Origin of the sequence: Hymenobacter roseosalivarius DSM 11622 (genome assembly GCF_900176135.1) — a bacterium.
GTDB lineage: Bacteria > Bacteroidota > Bacteroidia > Cytophagales > Hymenobacteraceae > Hymenobacter > Hymenobacter roseosalivarius.
The window spans coordinates 12,685-33,058 of the sequence record NZ_FWWW01000066.1; the positions used below are offsets into that span (position 1 = coordinate 12,685).

A 20,374-nucleotide genomic window follows, 5' to 3' on the forward strand; every position below is an offset into this window, starting at 1 on the left:
CCGAGGTATGACGTTCTAGTGGGTTTGTATTTGGAAAAAAGATAGTATCATTCAAAAACAGAAATTCAATTAAAAAAGCCCCCCAGCCGCTCATAGCTGCGTCTCGCGGCGGCGCAGAAACTCGCGCAATGCCTGGTCCAATGGGTCGGCGGTGCTGAGCTGGTGATAGTCGAAGCCGTGGCGGCGGGCCGATTGGGCCGTAGCGCGCAGCCATTCCTGGTGGTTCTGCTGATATGCCGCCCGCTGCTGATCGGCGTCGAGCTGGAGAATCTGGCCGGTTTCGAGGTCTTCAAACGTGATGGAGCCCCGGTAGGAAAACGTCACTTCATTTTGGGCCACCAGATGCAGCACCAGCACCTCACCGGCTACGGCCTGCAAACGGGTGAGCAGGCGTTCCATCTCCGCTTCCTCTTCATATAAATCACTCACGAAAACCGTCAGGGCACGCTGGCGGCGGGCGGTGAGTGGAGCCAGGATGGCCGACGTCGGAAAAAGCCCCCCGGCCTCCGTTTTTTCCAGCAGGTTGTACAGGCGCGGCAGCTGGCGCGACTCGGCTCTGGGGGGCAAATGCTGCACTCCCTCGGGCCGCAGGATGCTCAGTGCCACGGCATCGCCCTGATTGGTAGCCAAATATGCCATGCTGGCCAGCACCAGACGGGCGTAGTCCAGCTTGGTCAGGCCGTTGTCGTCGCGGTGGTTCATGCTGGCGCTGGCATCGAGCAGCAGATGCACCAGCAGACTCGTTTCCACCTCCGACTCGCGGATGTAGTAGCGGTCGGAGCGGGCGGCCAGACGCCAGTCGAGGCGGCGCAGGTCGTCGCCGGGCTGGTAGGGCCGGTACTGGCTGAACTCCAGGCCCGTGCCCCGCCGCCGGCTCCGGTGCTGACCGGCTAGAAAGCCTTCCGCCGCCTGTTTGGCGGCCAGCGGCAGGTTGCGCAGGGCGTGTAGGGTTTCGGGAGCGAGCATTTCCTAGAAGTGAGAAGTGAGAGAACGTATCATGCTGAGGAATCGAAGCATGATACGTTCTCTAAAATCTAAACAGCTACCGCTTTCAGCAGCTCCGCCACGGCGTCATCGGCCGTAATATTTTCGGCTTCGGCATTGAAATTCAGCAGCACCCGATGCCGCAGTACCGGCGGGGCCAGCGTCCGCAAGTCATCCAGCGTCACCGCGAAGCGGCCTTGCAGCAACGCCCGTGCTTTGGCGCACAGAATTAGCGCCTGCCCGGCCCGCGGCCCCGCACCCCAGCGCCCGTAGTCCTGAATAAACTTAACCTGCGTAGTGGCCGGCCGCGTAGCGCGCACCAGGCGGTTCACGAAATCCAGCAGCTCGGGGCTGAGGCTGACCTGGCGTACGAGCTGCTGCAACTGACGAATATCGGCGCTGCCCAGCACGGGCTTTACCTCGGCGCGGACCGTGCCCGTAGTGCCACTGAGTACCGCCAGCTCTTCCTGCTCCGATGGGTAGCCGATGCGTACGTAGAGCAGAAACCGGTCGAGCTGGGCTTCGGGCAACGGGTAGGTGCCGGCCTGCTCAATGGGGTTTTGGGTGGCCAGCAGAAAGAAAGGCTTCGGCAAAGCGTGCTCCTGACCGGCGTAGGTTACGTGGCCTTCCTGCATGGCTTCGAGCAGGGCCGCCTGCGTTTTGGGCGGCGTCCGGTTGATTTCGTCGGCTAAGACCAGGCTAGCGAAAATAGGCCCCTCATTAAACTTGAACGAGCGGTGGCCCGTGCCGTGGTCTTCCTCCAGTACTTCAGTGCCCAGAATATCGGTGGGCATGAGGTCGGGCGTGAACTGAATGCGCCGAAACGACATATCGGTGGCCGCAGCCAGGGTGCGCACGAGCAAGGTTTTGGCCAGGCCCGGCACGCCTTCCAGCAGGGCGTGGCCGCCGGCCAGCAGCGCTACGAGCACCTCATCGAGCACCTCACTTTGGCCGACGATTACTTTGGCAATTTCTTCTTTGAGCGGGGGAAGTTTGGCCAGCAGGCGATGTACTTCTTGTTCGGTCATGCAGGGGGCTTTTTCGGGCGTCAGTTCGTTCAGGCGTCGGTTCCCGCAGAGTTTCGCGGAGGGAAGGCGCAGAGGTTGGCTTGCGCCCTCCTTCGGGTCGCAGTGTTCTTTTAGATTCTTATCAATTCTTCATTCCTCATTAAGGCTACGCTGTCAAAGCATACATCAGGATGTTGACGCCGAACTTGGTGTTGTCTTCGGCTAGCCAGCGCTTGTTGCGGTAGTCGTAGTCCCACTCGCAGCCGTAGTCTTTGTTGGAGTACAAAACCCCAATACGGCCGTTGATTTCCACGGCTTTCAGGTAGTCGTGAATCAAATCGTCGCCCCAGCCATTCAGCTCGAAACCGGTGGGCGGGGGGCCGTCTTTGAAGGTGAAGAACGATTTGTAGAGGGGGTGCGTTTTAGGGATCTTCCTGAGCGCGCCGGTTCCGAAACACTGGCGCATCTGCTCCTCAAAGGAGCGGGCAAAGAGGCCGTCGATGTCGTGGTTGCAGTCGTCAACGAATACGAAGCCGCCGTTGCGCACATATTGGGTAAAATTCTGCTTTTCGGCCGCCGAAAATTGTACCAGGCGGTGGCCCGAGAGGTAACAAAACGGGTAGCTGAACAGCTCCGGGCTGTCGAGGGCCACCACTTTCTCCTTCTGATTCACGGGCACCGTCGTGTACTGAATCAGCGAGTGCAGCAGGTTGGTGGGCATTCGCTCATCCACGGAATCCCAGTCGCCGGAACGGTATTGGAGGCGGACGAAGGTAAAAGGAGCGGGCATAGCAGCGAGTAAGCAACGAAAAAGAGACGGCGCGGGGCCAACAAAGTTGCCTGGGGGGCAAATTCCAGCCGGAAAATACGGGCTTCCGCCCAAACGCACGGCCGCTCTCCCACCAGGGCTCACCAGCCCTCTTCCCGCTTTGGCCCAATTAATGCAAACTATTCATCTATAAATAATACACAGCCCTTGGCAATACTCTATTCTCCCCTACGTATTACTTACTCAATCTAACCCGCAGCCTACTATGAAACGTACTGTCCTATTGCTCTTTAGCTTGTTTTCCCTGGCCCTAAGCGCCCAGGCCCAATTTGGTGTGAAAGGTGGTATCAACCAGGCCGTGCTCAGCGGCAACGTCGGCGATGGTGCCGAATACCAGACCTCGTATCACGCCGGTATTTTTTATCAGGCCAAACTCCTCGGCCCGATTTCCCTGCAGCCCGAGCTGCTCTATTCTATGCAGGGTGCCCAGGCCCGCAGCCTCGTCCGCGACCAGTCGCTGGAGGAGTTCGACACCAAGCTGCACTACCTCACCCTGCCCGTGCTGGCGAAAGTGACCATCGGGCCCCTATTCGTAGAGGCCGGCCCGCAGTTCAGCTACCTGGTGTCGTCGCAGGATGAAGGCCGTACCCAGGTAAATATGACCAGCTCCGGCCCCCAGGAATACTTCGACTTCAACCGCAGCAACAGCGGCGACTACAAAAAAGGCGACCTGGGCGTAGCCCTCGGAGCCGGTATCAAGCTGCCATTGGGTTTGGCCGTGGGCGGCCGCTTCACCACCAGCCTCAACAACATCGGCGACTACCGCAACATCAGCGGCGTAAACGACCCGGAACTAAAGAACCGCGTGTTTCAGGCGTATGTAAGCTTTCAACTGGGGCGAGATAACTAATATGCTTTTCAGTTAAGTCAACAAAAAAGCCCCCCCAGAGCAACTCTGGGGGGCTTTTTTGTGAGAAAAACCAGTCGTTTACTTCGATGCTTTAGCCGCCAGCAGCAAATTATATTGCGCAATAATGGCGCGCATGTCGCGGTACTGGTAGTCAGACAGGTCCTGCTGAATCTTCTGCGCCAACTCGGGGCAATCTTTAAAGTATTCTGTCATTTGCTGGCGGAATATGCTGCGCTTTACTTCTACCAATTCGCCGCCTCGGCGCACGTACCAGTGGTTGTTTGTGTACGGAATGGCAGCCATAACCATCACTGCGCCGGCCAGTGGCGCAACAGGGATAGGAATAGCTTCCGCTTCCGCATAGTTGAACAGCTCTGCCGGCCCTTCCAACAATCTGGTAGCCAGCACCTTTTTGTTCTTTCCCTCAACAATCATAGTCTCAGAGTAAATACCTTCGACTACCATCGACTGCACCTTATCGACGCCTATCATCTTCATTTTCGGCTTGGATCGGATGTCGGGCGACTTATCGTAGAAGCTCAGAACCTTGCCGAAACCGTCGGTGCTGACGGGTAGATATAGGCGAATTTTGCGGCCCTCCGGCGTAGTAACTTCGCCCAGGGCAAAGCCTCGATATTCCCTGCCTGGTTTGGTTGAATTTACATCAAGGGTGTCTTGCTGGGCGAAGCCTACACCAGACAAGCCTAAAACGAGCCCTACAACGAGTAAAAGTTGTTTCATACAGAGTCAATGCGATTGTTTAAATCCGAAGCCGCACTACGCAAAAAATCCGACTGAAAGGTTTCAGGCGGACTTTTTACTACAAAAAAGTATGAATTTTTCGCGTTAACTACACCGCGTCCGACAAGCTGGTGAAGGTAAAGTCCCGAATCTTCAAAGGCGGCACCAGATTGCCCCCCAAGCGTTGCGGTTTGCCAATCGCCTCAATATTATTCAGCATAATGATGGGGCTTTCATTAAAGCGGAAGTTCTTCACCGGGTGCTTGATCTTGCCGTTCTCGATGTAGAAAGTACCGTCGCGCGTCAGGCCCGTGTACAACAGCGTCTGCGGGTCCACGTCGCGGATGTACCAGAGGCGCGTGACCAGGATGCCTTTCTCGGTGCTCTTGATCATGTCCTGCACCGTTTGGGTGCCGCCCTCCATGATAAAGCCGTTGGGAAAAGCGGTGGGTGCTACGTTGTTTTTCTGGGCCCAGAAGCGCGAGTAGAACATGTTCTTCATCACGCCCTTCTCAATCCAGACGGTGCGCTTCACCGGCAGGCCGTTGCCATCGAACACATTGCCCGGCGCTTCCGCATTGAGCGGGTCGGAGTAGATGGTTACGCGCTCATCGAACAGCTTCTGACCCAGCTTGTTGCCTCCTCCCTTTTTACTCAGAAAGCTGCGCCCTTCATCGGCCGAGCGGGCGTCGAGCGAATACATCAGGTTGTTGAGCAAGCCTTCATCGGAAACCAGCGCGGCCGGCTCCAGAATTACGGTGTACTTGCCCGGCTCAATGGCTTTGGCGTTCACGGAGCCAGCGGCTTTATCGGCCGCAATTTTGGTCAAGGCTTTGGCGTCGAGCTTGTTGGCGTCGGTGAAATCGGCCACGGCGTAGCCCGAGCCGGTCCCGTCGGGCGTGCGGACGGTGATAGAAAAGTCGAGGTTGGTATCCTGCTGGTAGGCTTCGAGCCCTTTGCTGTTGCGCAGGGCCAGGAAGCTGGCGCCATCCTCCAAGTAGCCCGCGGCCGTGAGCTTGCGCTCCTGGCACAGGGCAATGCTGTCGGCGGCGGCTTTGGCCCGGAAGTCGGGCGTGATGCCGGCCGTGCTTTGAGCAAACGCCACGGGCGTCAGGTACTGCTGCGGCCCCAGCAGCGGCACATAATCAGGGTCTTCGGGCGCGAGGCGGGCAATTTCCTCGGCCCGCTGCACGCAGCGGCGTAGCGTAGCTTCGTCGAACTCGTTGCAGGTGGCCACGCCCGAGCGTTTGCCAAAACCGGACTCCACCACCAACGACACGTTGTCGGTCGAGCCGGCGGTGCTCACGTTGTTGCGGGCGTAGCGGATGTTGCCGCTGGTGCGCCCCCGCAGCGAAACAGTACACTCGTCGGCCTTGCTATAGCTCAGAACTTTCTTGAGAATAGTCTGAGCTTCGTCTTTAGAGAGAATGGGCATTGTGATTTGCTGATGTTGATGTGTGAATGCGTTACCTCACCCCTAGCCCCTCTCCTCCGGGAGAGGGGGACTAGTTTCTAGCTTTTACTAGTGTCTAAAGCTAATTCCCCTCTCCCGGAGGACTTCGCGCCTCAAGCGAACCGTAGCTACGGGTGGGGTGCCCACTATCCAATCTTGCGTGCCGTGTTAATCACGTTCACGCCATTAAAGCGCGTGGTCGAACTGCCGTGGCTCACGGCGCTGCTCTGCGAGGGCTGACCTTTGCCGTCGTTGAAGAAGCCCGAGAAACGGTAGTCGGACTCATCACAGATGGCGGCGCAGCTGTTCCAGAACTCCAATGTGTTAGTCTGGTACGCCACGTCTTCCAGCATACCCGTGATTTTGCCTTTGTCAATCTCATAGAACACCTGACCACCAAACTGGGAGTTGTAGCGCTGCTGGTCGATGGAGAAGGAACCGTGGCCGGCGATGTAGATGCCTTTGTCCACGCCTTTTACCATGTCGTCTACCGAGAGCTTCGCCTTGCCGGGCTGCAAACTCACGTTGGGCATCCGCTGGAACTGCACGTCGCTCCACGACTGAGCGTAGCAGCAGCCATCCGACTCATTTTGACCCACCATGGCGGCCTGGTCGCGGATTTTCTGGTAATCGATGAGCATGCCGTCCTTGATGAGGTCCCACTTTTTGGTCTTCACACCTTCATCGTCATAACCCACCGCACCCAGCGAATTCGCCTGCTGCTTATCGGCTACGATATTCACCAATTTAGAGCCGTAGGGCTGCTTTTTGGCTTTCCATTCCAGGGTAGCGAAGCTGGTGCCGGCATAGTTGGCTTCGTAGCCCAATACGCGGTCCAGCTCCGTGGGGTGCCCCACGCTTTCGTGGATGGTCAGGCCCAGGTGATGAGGGTCCAGCACGAGGTCGTATTTACCGGGCGTTACCGATTTAGCGGTCAGCTTTTGCTTTACCTGCTTGGTAGCGGCCGTAGCATCCTCCAGGATGTCGTAGCTGTTTTTATAGCCTACCAGATCAGAGCCGGCGGGGCCAGCCACTTTATCAGCGGCTTTGGGCATCATGTACTCGTAGCCCATGCCCATAGGTGCGCTCAAAGCCTGGCGGCTGCGGAACTTGCCGGAAGCCCGGTCAATAGCGGTTACGCTGAACGTGGGCCAGATGCGGTGAATATCCTGGTCGATGTAGGAGCCGTCGGTACTGGCAAAGTACTTCTGCTCATTCACCTGGAACAAGGCTGAGTTGATGAAGCTGGCGCCATTTTCCAGGGCTTTCGCATTGGCACCCAACAGCAAGTCTACCTTTTGAGCAATGGGCACCTCGAAGGCATTCTGCTGAATGGGCGTCTTCCAGCTCACTTCGCCGTGGCCTTTCACCGGAGCCAGCTTCACCTGCTCTTTCTGCACCTTGGAATTCGCTTTGGCAATCTGCACGGCTAGCTGGGCGGCTTTGGCTAAGCCTTCCTCACTTACCGTATTGGTGGCCGCAAAGCCCCAGGTGCCATTGGCCAGTACCCGCACCCCGGCCCCGTAGCTTTCGGTGCTTTGAATGTTCTGCACCTGCTTCTCGCGGGTGAAAATGCCTTGGTTCAGGGAGCGGCCAATGCGTACATCAGCGTACGAAGCCCCTGCTGACTTAGCCGCGTTGAGGGCGGCGTCGGCCAGGCGCTTTTTCAGGGCTACGTCGGCGGCGGGCACCAGCAATTGCTCGGGCGTAACCAAATTGCCCCCCAGGCCGGGGAAACCGGGCAAGAACAGGGCGCCGGCCGCTAAGCTGGACATCCCGACAAAATCGCGTCGTTTCAAGAAAGTAGAAGTTTTGAGTGAGGAGTAAAATGTAAGTACAAAACCCGCCGGCCGTAGCCGACGGGTTTTGTAGTAATCAACCGCTAGACAGCGTCCGACAGACTCGTGAAGGTGAAGTCGCGAATCTTCAAAGGCGGCACCAGATTGCCCCCCACGCGCTGGGGCTTACCGATGGCCTCCAAGTTGTTGAGCATAATAATGGGCGACTCATTAAAGCGGAAGTTCTTCACCGGGTGCTTGATCTTACCATTCTCGATGTAGAAGGTACCGTCGCGCGTCAGGCCCGTGTACAACAGCGTCTGCGGATCAACGGGGCGGATGTACCACAGGCGCGTGACCAGAATACCTTTCTCGGTGCCCTTGATCATATCCTGCACTGACTGGGGGCCGCCTTCCATAATCCAGCCGCTGGGGCGGGGAATGTCGGGGATGCCGGCTTTCTGGGCCCAGAAGCGCGTGGTGTAAAGGTTTTTTACCACACCTTTCTCAATCCAGGTCATTTTCTGCTGGGGGCGGCCATCGCCGGAGAAGGTGAGGGTCGGAATCTCCGCATTGAGCGGGTCGGAATAGATGGTTACGCGCTCATCGAACAGCTTTTCGCCCTTCTTATTTCCTCCCCCTTTTTTGCTCAGAAAGCTACGGCCTTCGTCGGCGTTTCGGGCATCCAGAGCGCCCATCAGGGCTGCCAGCAGCGAGGCGTCGGTGTTGGCTACCAGCGCGGCGGGCTCCAGAATCACGGTGTACTTGCCAGGCTCGATGGCTTTGGCACCTACCGAGGCGGAAGCTTTATCGGCGGCAATCTGGGTCAGGCGGGCCGCGTCGAACTTGCCGGCGTCGTTGTAGTCAGCCGTGGCGTAGCCCGAGCCGGTGCCGTCGGGCGTGCGCACCGTCACGGAGTACTCCAGGTTAGTGGCCTGCTGGTAGGCTTCGAGGCCCTTGCTGTTGCGCTTGGCTACAAAGCCGGCTTGGTCGTTCAGGAAGCCCGCCGAGCTAAGCTTTTTCTGCTCGCACAGCTTCATGCTGGCGGCGGTTTGCTGGGCGCGGTAGTCGGGCGTAATATTGGCCGTGGCTGCCGCAAACGTGGCGGGCGAAGGAGCTAGGTATTTCTGAGCCCCCAGCAGCGGCACGTATTCGGGGCTCTCCGGCGCGAGGCGGGCAATTTCCTCAGCCCGCTGCACACAGCGGCGCAGCGTAGCCTCGTCGAACTCATTGCAGGTAGCAACACCCGAGCGCTTGCCAAAGCGCGACTCGACGGCCAGCGACACGTTGTCGACGGCCCCGCTGGTCGAAATGGCATTGCGCGCCGAGCGCACGTTGCCGCCCGTAGTACCGTTGAGCGTGACTTCACACTCGTCGGCTTTGCTGTAGCTCAGCACTTTGGTCAGGATAGCCTGAGCTTCGTCTTTGGAAAGGATGGCCATGTATATGTTGTGGATGTACTGGTTTTGTGTGTGGATTTGCCCCCTGGTGGACCCCACCCCTAACCCCTCCCCGGTGGGGAGGGGAACTAGTTTTCTAGCTCTTTATTCAGTTACCTATTTTCTAAAGCTAGTACCCCTCCCCACCGGGGAGGGGTTAGGGGTGGGGTACTAACCAATCTTGCGTGCCGTGTTAATCACGTTCACGCCATTAAAGCGCGTGGTCGAGCTGCCGTGGCTCACGGCCGACACCTGCGAAGGCTGTCCTTTGCCATCGAAGAACGACCCGAACAGACGGTAGTCGGACTCGTCGCAGATGGCGGCACAGCTGTTCCAGAACTCCAGCGTGTTGGTCTGGTAGGCCACGTCTTCCAGCATGCCGTCAATCTTACCCTTGTTGATGGCGTAAAACACCGTGCCGCCAAACTGCGAGTTGTAGCGCTGCTGGTCGATGGAGAAGGAACCACGACCGGCGATATAAATGCCTTTGTCCACGTTCTTGATCATCTCATCTACGGAGAGCTTCGCCTTGCCCGGTTGCAGGCTCACGTTCGGCATGCGCTGGAACTGAACTGAATCCCAGGAATCGGCATAGCAGCACCCGTCGGACTCGTTCTGGCCGACCATGGCGGCCTGGTCGCGAATTTTCTGGTAATCAACCAGCACCCCATCTTTAATCAGGTCCCACTGCTTGGTTTTTACGCCTTCATCGTCGTAGCCTACCGCGCCCAAGGAGCCGGGCTGGAGCTTATCGGCCACGATGTTGACCAGCTTGGAGCCGTAGGGCTGCTTTTTGGCTTTCCAGTCAAGCGTGGCGAAGCTGGTGCCGGCGTAGTTGGCCTCGTAACCCAGTACACGGTCCAACTCGGTGGGGTGCCCCACGCTTTCGTGGATGGTCAGGCCCAAATGGTTCGGGTCGAGCACCAGATCGTACTTGCCCGGCACCACCGATTTAGCGGTGATTTTCTCCTTGGCCTGCTTGGCGGCCAGGGTGGCATCTTCCAGAATATCGTAGCTGTTTTTGTAGCCAATGAGGCCCGTGCCGGCCGGGCCGGCAATTTTCCCGTCGGCCTTAGGATTCATGTACTCGTAACCCATGCCCATGGGCGCGCTCAAAGCCTGCCGCGTCCGAAATTTGCCCGAAGCCCGGTCGATGGCCGTTACGTCAAACGTGGGCCAGATGCGGTGTACATCCTGGTCGATGTAGGAGCCGTCGGTGCTGGCAAAGTACTTCTGCTCATTTATTTGGAAGAGCGCCGAGTTGACGAAGTTGGCCCCGTTGTCCAGGGCTTTGGCATTAGCCGCGAGCAGCAATTCCACTTTCTGGGCAATGGGCACCTCGAAGGCATTCTGCTGAATGGGCGTCTTCCAAGCTACTTCACCGTGGCCTTTCACCGGAGCCAATTTTACCTGCTCTTTCTGCACTTTGGAGTTGGCCTTGGCAATCTGCACGGCCAGCTGAGCGGCTTTGGCCAGGCCGGCTTCCGTCACCGTGTTGGTAGCGGCAAAGCCCCAGGTGCCATTGGCCAGCACCCGCACCCCAGCCCCGAAGCTCTCACCGCTGGCGATGTTCTGCACCTGCTTCTCGCGGGTGAAAATGCTTTGGTTCAAGTACCGGCCGATGCGTACGTCGGCGTAGGAAGCGCCGGCCGATTTGGCGGCGTTGAGGGCGGCGTCGGCCAGGCGCTTTTTCAGGGCCGGGTCCACGGTTTCGAGCAGGCGTTCAGGATCAACCAGGGTGCCGCCGAAACCTGGGAAACTAGGCAGGAATATAGCGCCGGTAGCCAGGCCCGCCAAGCCTACAAAATCACGTCTTTTCAAGAAGGTAAGGTTTTGGGAAGATGAGTGGAGAGGGAAGTTTAGGCAGAAATTGGGAGAAACTCAATTTCAAAGACAAAGAATGCCCCCCAGGGCTGCATTGAGGAAGCAGATTGAGGTTGACCGCCTTTTTGGAAAATTCCCTCACTTAATCAATCCCAGCAAATCAGCCGCGATGCCGGGCCAGGGCTGGTTTAGATCCAGCGTCACGACGCGGACGGGGTGGCCGCCGAGCGTGTAGCGCAAATCCACTTCGCGGGCGGCGGCGGGGTAGAGCAAAATGCCTTCTAAAAGTTGACCGGGGGGCAAATTCTGATTCTGCAAGTAGGCATACAACTGGTACAGGTGCGGCGCAATGAGGCGCTGCCGGTCGTAGCGCGGGCGCAGGGCGGCGTAGTAATACTTGGTGTCGAGGATAATTTTGCGGTCGGGCGCTTCCAGTGTGGTGTCGGTTATCATGGCCGGCAGCAGGCTCAGATCGTCGGGCTCGTCAGCAGCGGCCTGCCAGCTGATGGTTTCCGATAACACCCGAAACCGGCGCTGCTCCAGACGGTAGAAATTTCGCACGAAGGCTTCAAACAGCTGGGCCATCAGCCGCTCATCGCGCCGAAAATCAAGAAAGCGCGCGGGGCCGTCGGCAGCCGGCTCGGGTAGGGCGCTGCGGTGCAATAATTCGCACACATTCAATAACAGCGCCTCATAGCCAACAGGGCGAGTGCGGCGCACGGCGCGCAACGTGTGGCCGCTCAGCGGCGTGGGGGGCAAATCGGTGGGGAATCGCCGCCGCACGGCCCGCAGTTCCTGGCGTAGTGAGACCGACACCTGCCGCGCCCGCCCCAACTGATCCAGCGCCCCGAGCAGCACGCGAGTAAAGGGCGTATCTGGCCCCAGCTCGTCATAAGCGCACACCGCCCGTCCTTGCCGCAGCAGGTCGCGCGACAGCGAAGAGTCCAGCAATACGCGTCCCCGCAGCTCGCCCAGTTCCTGCTCGCGCTCCGCGTACGCCTGCTTCAGCCCCCGCCCCAACAGCCGCCGCGTACCCAGCAGCAACACCCGCCCCAGCAGCTCCACCGGCTGATGAAACGCCGTGGCCTCGGTCGTCAGCCACGCTTCCGGCTCCGGCAAGCGGTTCCAGGCGTAGCAGAGCAGGTAGTACAGGTTTTGGATGGGAATCATAAGGATAAATGAAGGTCGTCATCTTTCAACGATTGGCCTCACCCCCCGGCCCTGTTCAACGAGTGGCCTCACCCCCCGGCCCCCTCTCCAAGGGGAGAGGGGGAGCCAGGCGCTCGGCCTACGCGGCTACGTCGGCTGCTGCCTCCGCAACCGCTACCGTATAACTCAGATGGTTTCGCCGCGAAAGAAATTCAACGGCAGTAAACAGTCGCCCTAAAAAGTCTGGCTCTACAACCTGGTAGCAGTACCTGAGGCGACACCCGAAGGTGCTGCGTAGGCCGAGCGCCTGGCTCCCCCTCTCCCCTTGGAGAGGGGGCCGGGGGGTGAGGCCACTCGTTGAACAGGGCCGGGGGTGAGGCCACTCGTTGAACCAGAGGCCAACGGGGCTGGTCCTACCGCAGCAGCCGCTTCTTATGCGCCGCCGCCTTAGCTGGCTGATCGAGCCAGTACTCATCCAGCAGCGGCGCGATTTCCTGTTCCAGAATCAGCCTCAGCCAGCTCTCAGCGGTGGCCGGATCAGTGGGGGGCTGGCAGAAGTAGCTGTGGCCTACCTGATAGTCCTCGCCCAAGTCCGCGTCGTCACTGATAGCCTGGTTCAGCTCCGTGAGCCGCGCCACCAGCCGCGTGATGACAAGGGCCGGTACGCCTTTTTGGGCCAGAAATTCTTGCAGGCGCGCGCCAGACTCAGGCTGCATTTTTACGAAGGCAAACCGCCGGCGCAGGGCATAATCCAGTGGGGCCAGGGAGCGGTCGGCCGTGTTCATGGTGCCGATAACGTAGAGGTTATCGGGTACGAAAAACCGCGTCGCGTCGGGAGGCGAGTAGGGTAAGCGAACGGCGTGGTCCGGGCCGCGCTTATCGGCTTCCAGCAACAGCAGCAGCTCGCCAAAAATCCGGCTCAGGTTGCCCCGATTGATTTCATCAATCAACAGAAAATACGGCTTGCCGGGGTCCTGGGCGGCGCGCCCGCAAACGTCGGATAGTACACCCGGCGTCAGCCGAAAAGTGCCCTGGGCATCGGGCCGAAAACCCTGCACAAAATCCTCGTAGCTGTAGCTGGGATGAAACTGCACCAGCTCCACGCGGGCCGCGTTGGTGGCGCCCAGCTCCAGCCAGGCCAGGCGCCGGGCCAGAAAGGTTTTGCCCGTACCGGGCGGGCCATGCAGAATCAGGTTGCGCCGGCGCCGCAAAGCCGCTAGCGCATCATCCAGCTTTTGCTCCGACACGAATAGCTCATGCAAAGCCGCAGCGCGGTCGTAGGGCGCGCTGGGGGGCAAATTATAGCTAGAAGCGGGCTCCTGTACTTCCGTTTTTTGCTCCTTAGTTTTTTCAGCCAGAGCTGAGTCGCTGGGGCGGCCGGTGTACAAATCCTGCATGGCCTGCTGGGCGGCCACGTCGCCGTCGAGGGGGGAATTGGCCAGGCTGGGACGCTTGGTGGCAACCGTAAAATCAAGCTGTTCCAGCAGGCCGTTGGTGGGGCCGCCAGCGGGCAGGGGCCACTTGGCATCAGTCTGGCCGGTAGCAAGGCGGTAGGCTAACTGGGCCACGGGCCGGGGCGGGTAGCGCCGCCCCCGATACACCAGGTCGTAAACGGTGCTGGGGGGCAAATTCAGCCCTTGCCGATCGATGTGCCGGAGGGCGCGCAGCACATGGTCGCGGGTAAGCTGGGAAGGGTCGAACGAAGGGGCAGGCATCCGGTTTTAAAGGTAGGAGCAAAACGGATGCGACACCAGAAAGGGTTCGGGGTGGCGGGAAAAGGATGTGTCGGAGGCTGTAAGCTTGCTCAGAAGTGGATTGCGAAGGGAAAGCAAGCAACTTTTGAGTAACTAGGGTGCCCTTAACATTCCTTAATCAGAATGTCATGCAGAGCAACGTGAAGCATCTCGCGTGCTGACGTTGCCAAGCTAACCGTGTCATGCTGAGGCCACGAAGCATCTCTACTGGTTTTCAACCTCAATGGTACTGCCACGAAGCGGTAGAGATGCTTCGACAAGCGGCCGCCAGATGGAGCATGACAATACTATTGCAGGCAGGATGCTTCGTCGCCACTTGATGCGCGGAATGCTCGGCATGACGGGCTAACTACAGCTTTTACACACCGACTTCCTCCAACGCCTGCCTATCTCTTTCTCCTCATCTCATGAAAAAACGCTACCTCACCGCCGCAGCCCTGCTGCTCACCGCCGCTGCCCTGGCCCAAAGACCCGCCCCCGCCCCGCAAGCCGCCGCGCCCGCCGCTTATCAGGAAACGGCTCCCAAAATCAACGCCCTGGTTCACACCAAGCTCGATCTGCAATTCGACTACAAAAAGCGCTACGCCTACGGTAAAGCCTGGCTGACCCTGAAGCCCTACGCCTATCCCACCGACTCCCTGCGGCTTGATGCCAAAGGCATGGACATCAAAACGGTGGCCTTGGTAAATGGCAGCAACCAGCAGCCCCTGAAATACAGCTACGCCGACGGGCAAAACCTGCGCATCAACCTCGGCAAAACGGTAGCGCCCGGCACCGACTACACGGTCTATATCGAGTACACGGCCAAGCCCGATGAGCTAAAGACCAAAGGCAGCGCCGCCATTACCGACGCCAAGGGTTTGTACTTCATCAACCCCGACAGCGCCGTGGCCGGCAAGCCCGTGCAGATCTGGACTCAGGGCGAGACGGAAGCGTCCTCCGTGTGGTTTCCTACTATCGACCGGCCCAACCAGAAAACGACCTCGGAAATCAGCCTGACCGTGCCTAGTAAGTACGTGACGCTGAGCAATGGTGCGCTGGTAAGCCAGAAACCGGCGGGTGCGGGCTTGCGCACCGACACTTGGAAAATGGAGCAGCCCCACGCGCCCTACCTGTTCATGCTGGCCATCGGCGACTTTAAGATTACGAAGGACAAGTGGCAGGGCAAAGACGTCGATTATTACCTAGAACCCGCTTACGCACCCTACGCCAAGCAGATTTTCGGCGATACGCCCGAAATGCTGGAGTTTTTCTCCCAAAAGCTCGGCGTGGCTTACCCCTGGAATAAGTACGCCCAGATAGTCGTGCGCGACTACGTGAGCGGGGCCATGGAAAACACCACCGCCACCCTGCACGGCGACTTCGTGCAGCAGACGCCCCGGCAGATGCTTGACCGTGACTACGCCGGAGGGCTTTCCGTCATTGCCCACGAGCTGTTTCACCAGTGGTTTGGCGACTACGTGACGGCCGAAAGCTGGAGCAACCTGACTGTGAATGAGTCGTTTGCCGACTTCAGCGAAGGCCTCTGGGCCGAACACAAGTACGGCCAGGATGCCGCCGATGCCCACAACTACCGCTACCTGCGCCGCTACCTCGGCAGCCCCCGCGACGCCGTGAAGCCGCTGGTGCGCTTCTACTATGACGACAAGGAGGAAATGTTTGACCTGGTGTCGTACCAGAAGGGCGGGGCCGTGCTGCAACTGCTGCGCACCCACCTCGGCGACCCGGTGTTTTTCGCCGGCCTGAAGCAGTACCTGACCCAAAACGCCCTGGGCACCGGCGAGGCTCATCAGCTACGCCTGGCCCTGGAAGCCGCTTCCGGCCAGGATCTGAACTGGTTTTTCAACCAGTGGTACTTCGCGCCCGGCCACCCCATCGTGACCATCGACTACGCCTGGGATGCGGCCCGCAAAGTGCAGTCCGTGACGGTGAAGCAAACTCAGCCGGGCGAGCCGTTTACGTTGCCGCTGGCCATTGATCTGTACGTGGGGGGCAAAACCCAGCGTCGCAACGTGGTGCTGCGCCAGCCCACTGAAACCCTGGAGTTCCCCGTGGCCGCCCAGCCCGACCTGGTGAACGTAGACGCCACCAAGACCATGGTTTGGCAGAAAACGGATAATAAGCCCCTGGCCGCCTACGCCTATCAGTACAAAAATGCCCCCCGGCTGGTCGACCGCCACGAGGCCATCGTGGCGGCCCAGGCCAAGCCCACCGAAGCCGCCGCCCGCGGGGTTTTGCTGGCGGGTTTGAACGATAAGTTCTATGGTCTGCGGATGCTGGCGATTCAGTCCCTGAACCTGGAAAATGCCGCCCTGCGCAAGGCCGCCACGCCTGTTTTGCGCAAGCTGGCCGCTTCCGACAAGGAAACCGTAGTGCGGGCCGAAGCCCTGCTGGCCCTGGGCAAAATCAAAGAGAAGCGCGATGAGAAGCTGTTTGCCCAGCAGCTCAAAAGTGAGTCGTATGCCGTGAAGGGGGCCGCGCTGCGGGCGCTGGCGGAGGTGAGTCCGGCCAAAGCATTGGCGCAGGCCAAGGCATTTGAAGCTGATAAAGGCAGCGGCCTCACCCCGGCTATTACGGAGGTATATGCCGCCCACGGCGGCGCGGCGCAGTGGCCCTACATCCGCGACAGATTCGATGCGGGCAGTCCCCGCACCAAAGCCATGCTGCTGGAAGGTATGCTCGCCATGATGACACGCCTCGATGACCCGACAGCCTTCTCCGAGAACCTCGATCGGATTAAAGCCGTGGCCATTCAATTCAAAAGTCAGGGGGCTGACAAGGCCATCATCCCGCTGCTGCAAGCCGTGAAAGACAAGAAAACCGGCCCCAACGCTGCCCAGGCCCAGCAAGCCTTAGACAAAGCAGTCCAGGAAATTGAGCAAGCGAAGTAAAATAGGAGCAGGAAGCTAGAAGAGCGTCATGCAGAGCGGCAGCGAAGCATCTCGCGTGCTGACGCAGGAGGGCTATTTACCAATAAAAAGGCGGTCATGCTGAGGTCGGGTCATGCTCCATCTGGCGTCCGCTTGTCGAAGCATCTCTACCGAGTACTAACCTCAATCACTGCTCAACGAAGCGGTAGAGCTGCTTGGACAAGCGGACGCCAGATGGAGCATGACCGCCAGATGGAGCATGGCAGGCCGCGTGGGTCGTTCATGCATACATTGCACTACAAGCCCCGCCGCTAAATACCTTTACCGCATAATCACCGCCTTATGTCCACTTCATTGAAGTTGTTCCTATTGATTCTGCTCCTCGGTAGCATCGCCCAGCTATTCCTGCCGTGGTGGAGCATCACGCCGGTGGCTTTCGTTCTGGCATTTTGGCTGGGTCGCCGGGGCTGGGGGGCTTTTTTGGCGGGTTTCGCGGGTATCGGGCTGGGGTGGCTGGGAATGGCCGCCTGGCTGAACATCCGGAACGACGGCCACCTGAGCCACCGCGTGGCCGAGCTGCTGCCGCTGGGCGGTAATGGCTGGCTGCTGGTGCTGGTAACGGCCGTGCTGGGCGGACTGGTGGGGGGAATGGCGGCGCTGGCCGGCGTGTGGCTGCGCCAGGCGCTAATGAGTAGCCGAGCGTCGGCGGCGCGGTAGCTTTCTGTTTGTAGCGGTAGCACAAAGAGGCTCGCAGAAAAGGCTACTGTCAGTCCGGGCACAGCGAGGAATCTGAAGGCCTTTGTTTACCAGTTTTACCCAGATTCCTCGCTGCGCTCGGAATGGCAGGCTTCAGACGCGGCCCCATCGCAAAAACCGGCGTGGGGGGCATTTTGCGCAAGCAGGTGCTACAGTTTGAAAAGCTGCGCTGTTAGTTAGCTTTACCGCATGCTGCCAACCGCGATTCGCTCCATCGAGATTTTCAAGCTCTTTCTGCCCCTGCACGAGCCGTTTATTATTTCCCTGGGCCCCATCAAGGAGGTGCAAAATGTGGTTATCCGGATCCGCACGGCCGACGGCTGCACCGGCTACGGCGAGTGCAGTCCCTACCTGACCATCAACGGCGAAAGCGTCGATACCTGCTTTGTCGTGGCTCAATACCTGGCCCGCGGCCTGCACGGGCACGATGCCCTCGATATTGCCGGGGCGCTGGCCATTATGAACCGCATCATCTACGCCAACAGCAGCATTAAAAGCGCGTTTGACATCGCCCTGCACGACATTGCGGCCCAGCAGGCCGGCCTGCCGCTCTACGCTTTTCTGGGGGGCAAATCCGATAAAGTCCTCACCACCGACATGACCGTGAGCCTGGGGCCGCCCGCCAAGATGCAAGCCGATGCCGTCCGGTTTCAGCAGCAGGGCTTTCCGGCCATCAAGGTAAAGCTGGGCGAAACCCTGGAGGCCGACGTGGCGCGCATCCGCGCCATCCGCGCGGGCATCGGCCCCGACCACCTGCTCAGCATCGACGCCAACCAGGGCTGGCACACGGCCGACGCGGCCATTGCCGTTTTGCGGGCCCTGGCACCTTACCACATTGCCCACTGCGAAGAGCCCATTGCCCGCCACCTGTTTATGGACCTGGCCCGCGTGTCGGCCGCGTCGCCCATTCCCATCATGGCCGACGAGAGCTGCGGCGACGAGCACGACGCGGCCCGCCTGATTCAGCTGCGCGCCTGCCCCCAATTCAACATCAAGCTGGGCAAGTCGTCGGGGCTGCACCGGGCCCGGAAAATAGTGGAGCTGGGCGAGGCCGCCGGCCTGACCCTGCAAGTCGGCGGCTTCATGGAATCGCGCCTGGGCATGACCGCCGCCGCCCACCTGGCCCTCACCAGCGCCGCCATCCGCCACTGCGACTTCGATACGCCCCTCATGTACACCGAAGACCCCGTGCTGGGGGGCATTTGCTATCGGCCTAATGGCATAATCGAGGTTCCTGACGTGCCGGGCCTGGGGGCCATTATTAATGAAGAGTATCTGCGAAACGCCGAAAAGCAGGTGATTGAGTGATAAAGAATTTAATCAGTAGTCAACAGCCACCTGTCTACTTTCTTCGTGGTCGAATAGCCGCCGCGCGGCGGCTATTCGACCACGAGGGCTACTTCACTTCCTGAAATTCTCCAAAAAAGGCCAGAGCCTCCAGCGTGTACTGGGGCACGGAGGAAAAGTGGTTGCCGTCTTTGATCGGGCGCAACTCTACCTGCGTCGCGCCGCGGGCGCGCATGGCTTTGTAGGCGTCTTCGGAGTTGAAAAACGGCACGTAGTCGTCGGCGGTGCCGTGGAAGAGGGCTAACGGGGCGCGGGGCCGCCAGTCGTAGATGTCGTTGGCGCGGAAGGCCGCCGTCATGGGCTGGTCGGTTTTGTTGAGAATACCCGCCCGAAACGGCTCCGTGAATAGCTGCCGGGCCATCTCCGGCACTTTGGCAAACGGATTGGCCTGGAGCTGCGTAGCCCAGGGCTCCTGAAAATACTGGGTGAGGGGCCGGTTGAGGTGGTACACCCGATTATAGGTGTCCAGCACCCATACGTAGGAGCTCAGAAAGTTCAGGGACTGCTCGGACTTCAGAATATAGTCGGCGAAGGCCGACTTATGGTACGCCCCCGCCCCCGGCGCGCTGGCCGTCACGGTAAGCTCTGGGGCGTGCTTTTCCTCCATCAGCTTGTGCAGGGCCAGCGTGGCAAAGCCGCCTTCGGAGTAACCCAGCAGAAAGTTCTTATCGTTGAGCTGAATCTTCTCCCGCTGGCAAAACTCCCGCGCGGCCCGCAGCATATCCAACGAGGCCGAGGCCAGCGACGCGGCGTGCTCGTACGGGTGCGGCAGGTTTTTGGAAGCGCCATAGCCGATATAATCCGGGGCTGCCACTAGGTAGCCCGAGGAGGCCAGCACCGAGATGGCCGTCCAGACTTCGCCACCGGGGCGGTAGTAGGAGGGAGCCCGGGCCTCATCTTTGGGCGAAATGGTACCGTGCTGGTAACTCAGCAGCGGCAACGCCTCGGCGGCCACCGGCACCAGCACCGCGCCCGACGCCGTTATGGGTTGGCCGTCGGTGTTGGGCGTGGTATAGGTGAGCCGGTATACCCGGATGGAATACCGGGTGAGGGCGCTAACGATGGGCAAATTGGGTACGCGCTTGGCGAGCTCGGTGGGCGTGTATTCGCCAATGAGGGTACTGCTCAGCAGGCGGTTGCTCTCGGCTAGAATAGCCGGCGCGACCGGCAGGGTCGGCGCCGCGGTAAGGGCGGCTGGCTCTTTGGTGCAGCTCAGGCCCGGCGCGACCAGCAAACTCAGCCAAAGCAGCAAAGCGAGATAAGGCAAGCGGTGAATTCGAATTCTCAAAGACAGTCAGATGAAGTTGGGGGGCAATTTTTACCCTCAACACTATTTAGCCCAAAAGATTTCGTGCCGCCAGGAAAGGACGGATGACCCTGGCGGGTGTGGTACCACGACTCTTTCTGTCGTGGTACCACTATCGTTGCGGATGCTTGAACGACGTTGTTCAACGATAGTGGTAGTAGACAGAAAGAGTCGTACTACCACTCGTGCAACTTCTGGCGGCCAACGATAATGATACTACGACGGGAAAAGCCGCACCACCACTCCCCAGCGCCACTTTTCAACCCAAACATTCCGTTACCTAAAGA

The 20,374-nt window shown here is 59.4% G+C and carries 15 protein-coding genes; 4 read left to right on the forward strand and 11 right to left on the reverse strand.

Features of this window, described 5'->3' with window-relative positions; genetic code table 11:
• Nucleotides 1-90 precede the first annotated feature (90 nt).
• From B9A24_RS09645 to B9A24_RS09655, 3 genes are all read right to left on the reverse strand, one after another.
• Nucleotides 91-966, reverse strand: coding sequence for a DUF58 domain-containing protein (locus B9A24_RS09645; RefSeq protein ID WP_084445043.1), 876 nt, complete (start codon nucleotides 964-966; stop codon nucleotides 91-93).
• A gap of 68 nt (nucleotides 967-1,034) precedes the next feature.
• On the reverse strand, nucleotides 1,035-2,012 hold the full coding sequence (locus tag B9A24_RS09650; RefSeq protein WP_084445045.1) for an AAA family ATPase: 978 nt from the start codon (nucleotides 2,010-2,012) through the stop codon (nucleotides 1,035-1,037).
• Between the two features lie 145 nt (nucleotides 2,013-2,157).
• On the reverse strand, nucleotides 2,158-2,781 hold the full coding sequence (locus tag B9A24_RS09655) for a DUF4159 domain-containing protein (RefSeq protein WP_084445047.1): 624 nt from the start codon (nucleotides 2,779-2,781) through the stop codon (nucleotides 2,158-2,160).
• A 244-nt stretch (nucleotides 2,782-3,025) separates the two neighbouring features.
• Between B9A24_RS09655 and B9A24_RS09660 the strand changes: the two genes are divergently transcribed.
• Nucleotides 3,026-3,670 (forward strand): porin family protein, encoded by a 645-nt coding sequence (locus B9A24_RS09660; RefSeq protein WP_084445049.1) that lies wholly within the window; start codon nucleotides 3,026-3,028, stop codon nucleotides 3,668-3,670.
• A 78-nt stretch (nucleotides 3,671-3,748) separates the two neighbouring features.
• Here the strand turns inward: B9A24_RS09660 and B9A24_RS09665 are convergent, their stop codons facing one another.
• From B9A24_RS09665 to B9A24_RS22060, 7 genes are all read right to left on the reverse strand, one after another.
• A complete protein-coding gene (locus B9A24_RS09665; protein ID WP_143434878.1) occupies nucleotides 3,749-4,411 on the reverse strand; it encodes a hypothetical protein in 663 nt (220 codons plus the stop codon).
• Between the two features lie 109 nt (nucleotides 4,412-4,520).
• Nucleotides 4,521-5,846, reverse strand: coding sequence for a TldD/PmbA family protein (locus tag B9A24_RS09670; protein ID WP_084445054.1), 1,326 nt, complete (start codon nucleotides 5,844-5,846; stop codon nucleotides 4,521-4,523).
• A gap of 164 nt (nucleotides 5,847-6,010) precedes the next feature.
• On the reverse strand, nucleotides 6,011-7,663 hold the full coding sequence (locus B9A24_RS09675) for a TldD/PmbA family protein (protein WP_084445056.1): 1,653 nt from the start codon (nucleotides 7,661-7,663) through the stop codon (nucleotides 6,011-6,013).
• 83 nt (nucleotides 7,664-7,746) lie between these two features.
• The gene (locus B9A24_RS09680) at nucleotides 7,747-9,084 is read right to left on the reverse strand and encodes a TldD/PmbA family protein (RefSeq protein ID WP_084445058.1); all 1,338 of its coding nucleotides are present in this window, start codon (nucleotides 9,082-9,084) and stop codon (nucleotides 7,747-7,749) included.
• 168 nt (nucleotides 9,085-9,252) lie between these two features.
• Entirely contained in the window at nucleotides 9,253-10,902 is a 1,650-nt protein-coding gene (locus B9A24_RS09685; RefSeq protein WP_084445060.1) for a TldD/PmbA family protein, read from the reverse strand.
• A 141-nt stretch (nucleotides 10,903-11,043) separates the two neighbouring features.
• Complete coding sequence (locus B9A24_RS09690) at nucleotides 11,044-12,075, reverse strand: 5-methylcytosine restriction system specificity protein McrC (protein WP_084445062.1); 1,032 nt, start codon at nucleotides 12,073-12,075, stop codon at nucleotides 11,044-11,046.
• A gap of 392 nt (nucleotides 12,076-12,467) precedes the next feature.
• Nucleotides 12,468-13,769, reverse strand: coding sequence for an AAA family ATPase (locus tag B9A24_RS22060; RefSeq protein WP_159452014.1), 1,302 nt, complete (start codon nucleotides 13,767-13,769; stop codon nucleotides 12,468-12,470).
• Between the two features lie 446 nt (nucleotides 13,770-14,215).
• Here B9A24_RS22060 and B9A24_RS09700 point away from each other — a divergent pair, with 446 nt between their 5' ends.
• The 3 genes from B9A24_RS09700 (at nucleotide 14,216) to B9A24_RS09710 (ending at nucleotide 18,742) form a co-directional block, all read left to right on the forward strand.
• Complete coding sequence (locus B9A24_RS09700; RefSeq protein WP_084445064.1) at nucleotides 14,216-16,699, forward strand: M1 family aminopeptidase; 2,484 nt, start codon at nucleotides 14,216-14,218, stop codon at nucleotides 16,697-16,699.
• A gap of 321 nt (nucleotides 16,700-17,020) precedes the next feature.
• Nucleotides 17,021-17,395, forward strand: a complete 375-nt coding sequence (locus tag B9A24_RS09705) for a hypothetical protein (RefSeq protein ID WP_084445066.1) — start codon at nucleotides 17,021-17,023, stop codon at nucleotides 17,393-17,395.
• A 228-nt stretch (nucleotides 17,396-17,623) separates the two neighbouring features.
• Nucleotides 17,624-18,742, forward strand: coding sequence for a mandelate racemase/muconate lactonizing enzyme family protein (locus B9A24_RS09710; RefSeq protein ID WP_084445068.1), 1,119 nt, complete (start codon nucleotides 17,624-17,626; stop codon nucleotides 18,740-18,742).
• An 88-nt stretch (nucleotides 18,743-18,830) separates the two neighbouring features.
• Here the strand turns inward: B9A24_RS09710 and B9A24_RS09715 are convergent, their stop codons facing one another.
• Nucleotides 18,831-20,069 carry an alpha/beta hydrolase family protein gene (locus B9A24_RS09715; protein WP_234997163.1) on the reverse strand — a complete coding sequence of 413 codons (1,239 nt, stop codon included), beginning with the start codon at nucleotides 20,067-20,069 and terminating at the stop codon, nucleotides 18,831-18,833.
• Between the last annotated feature and the right edge of the window lie 305 nt (nucleotides 20,070-20,374).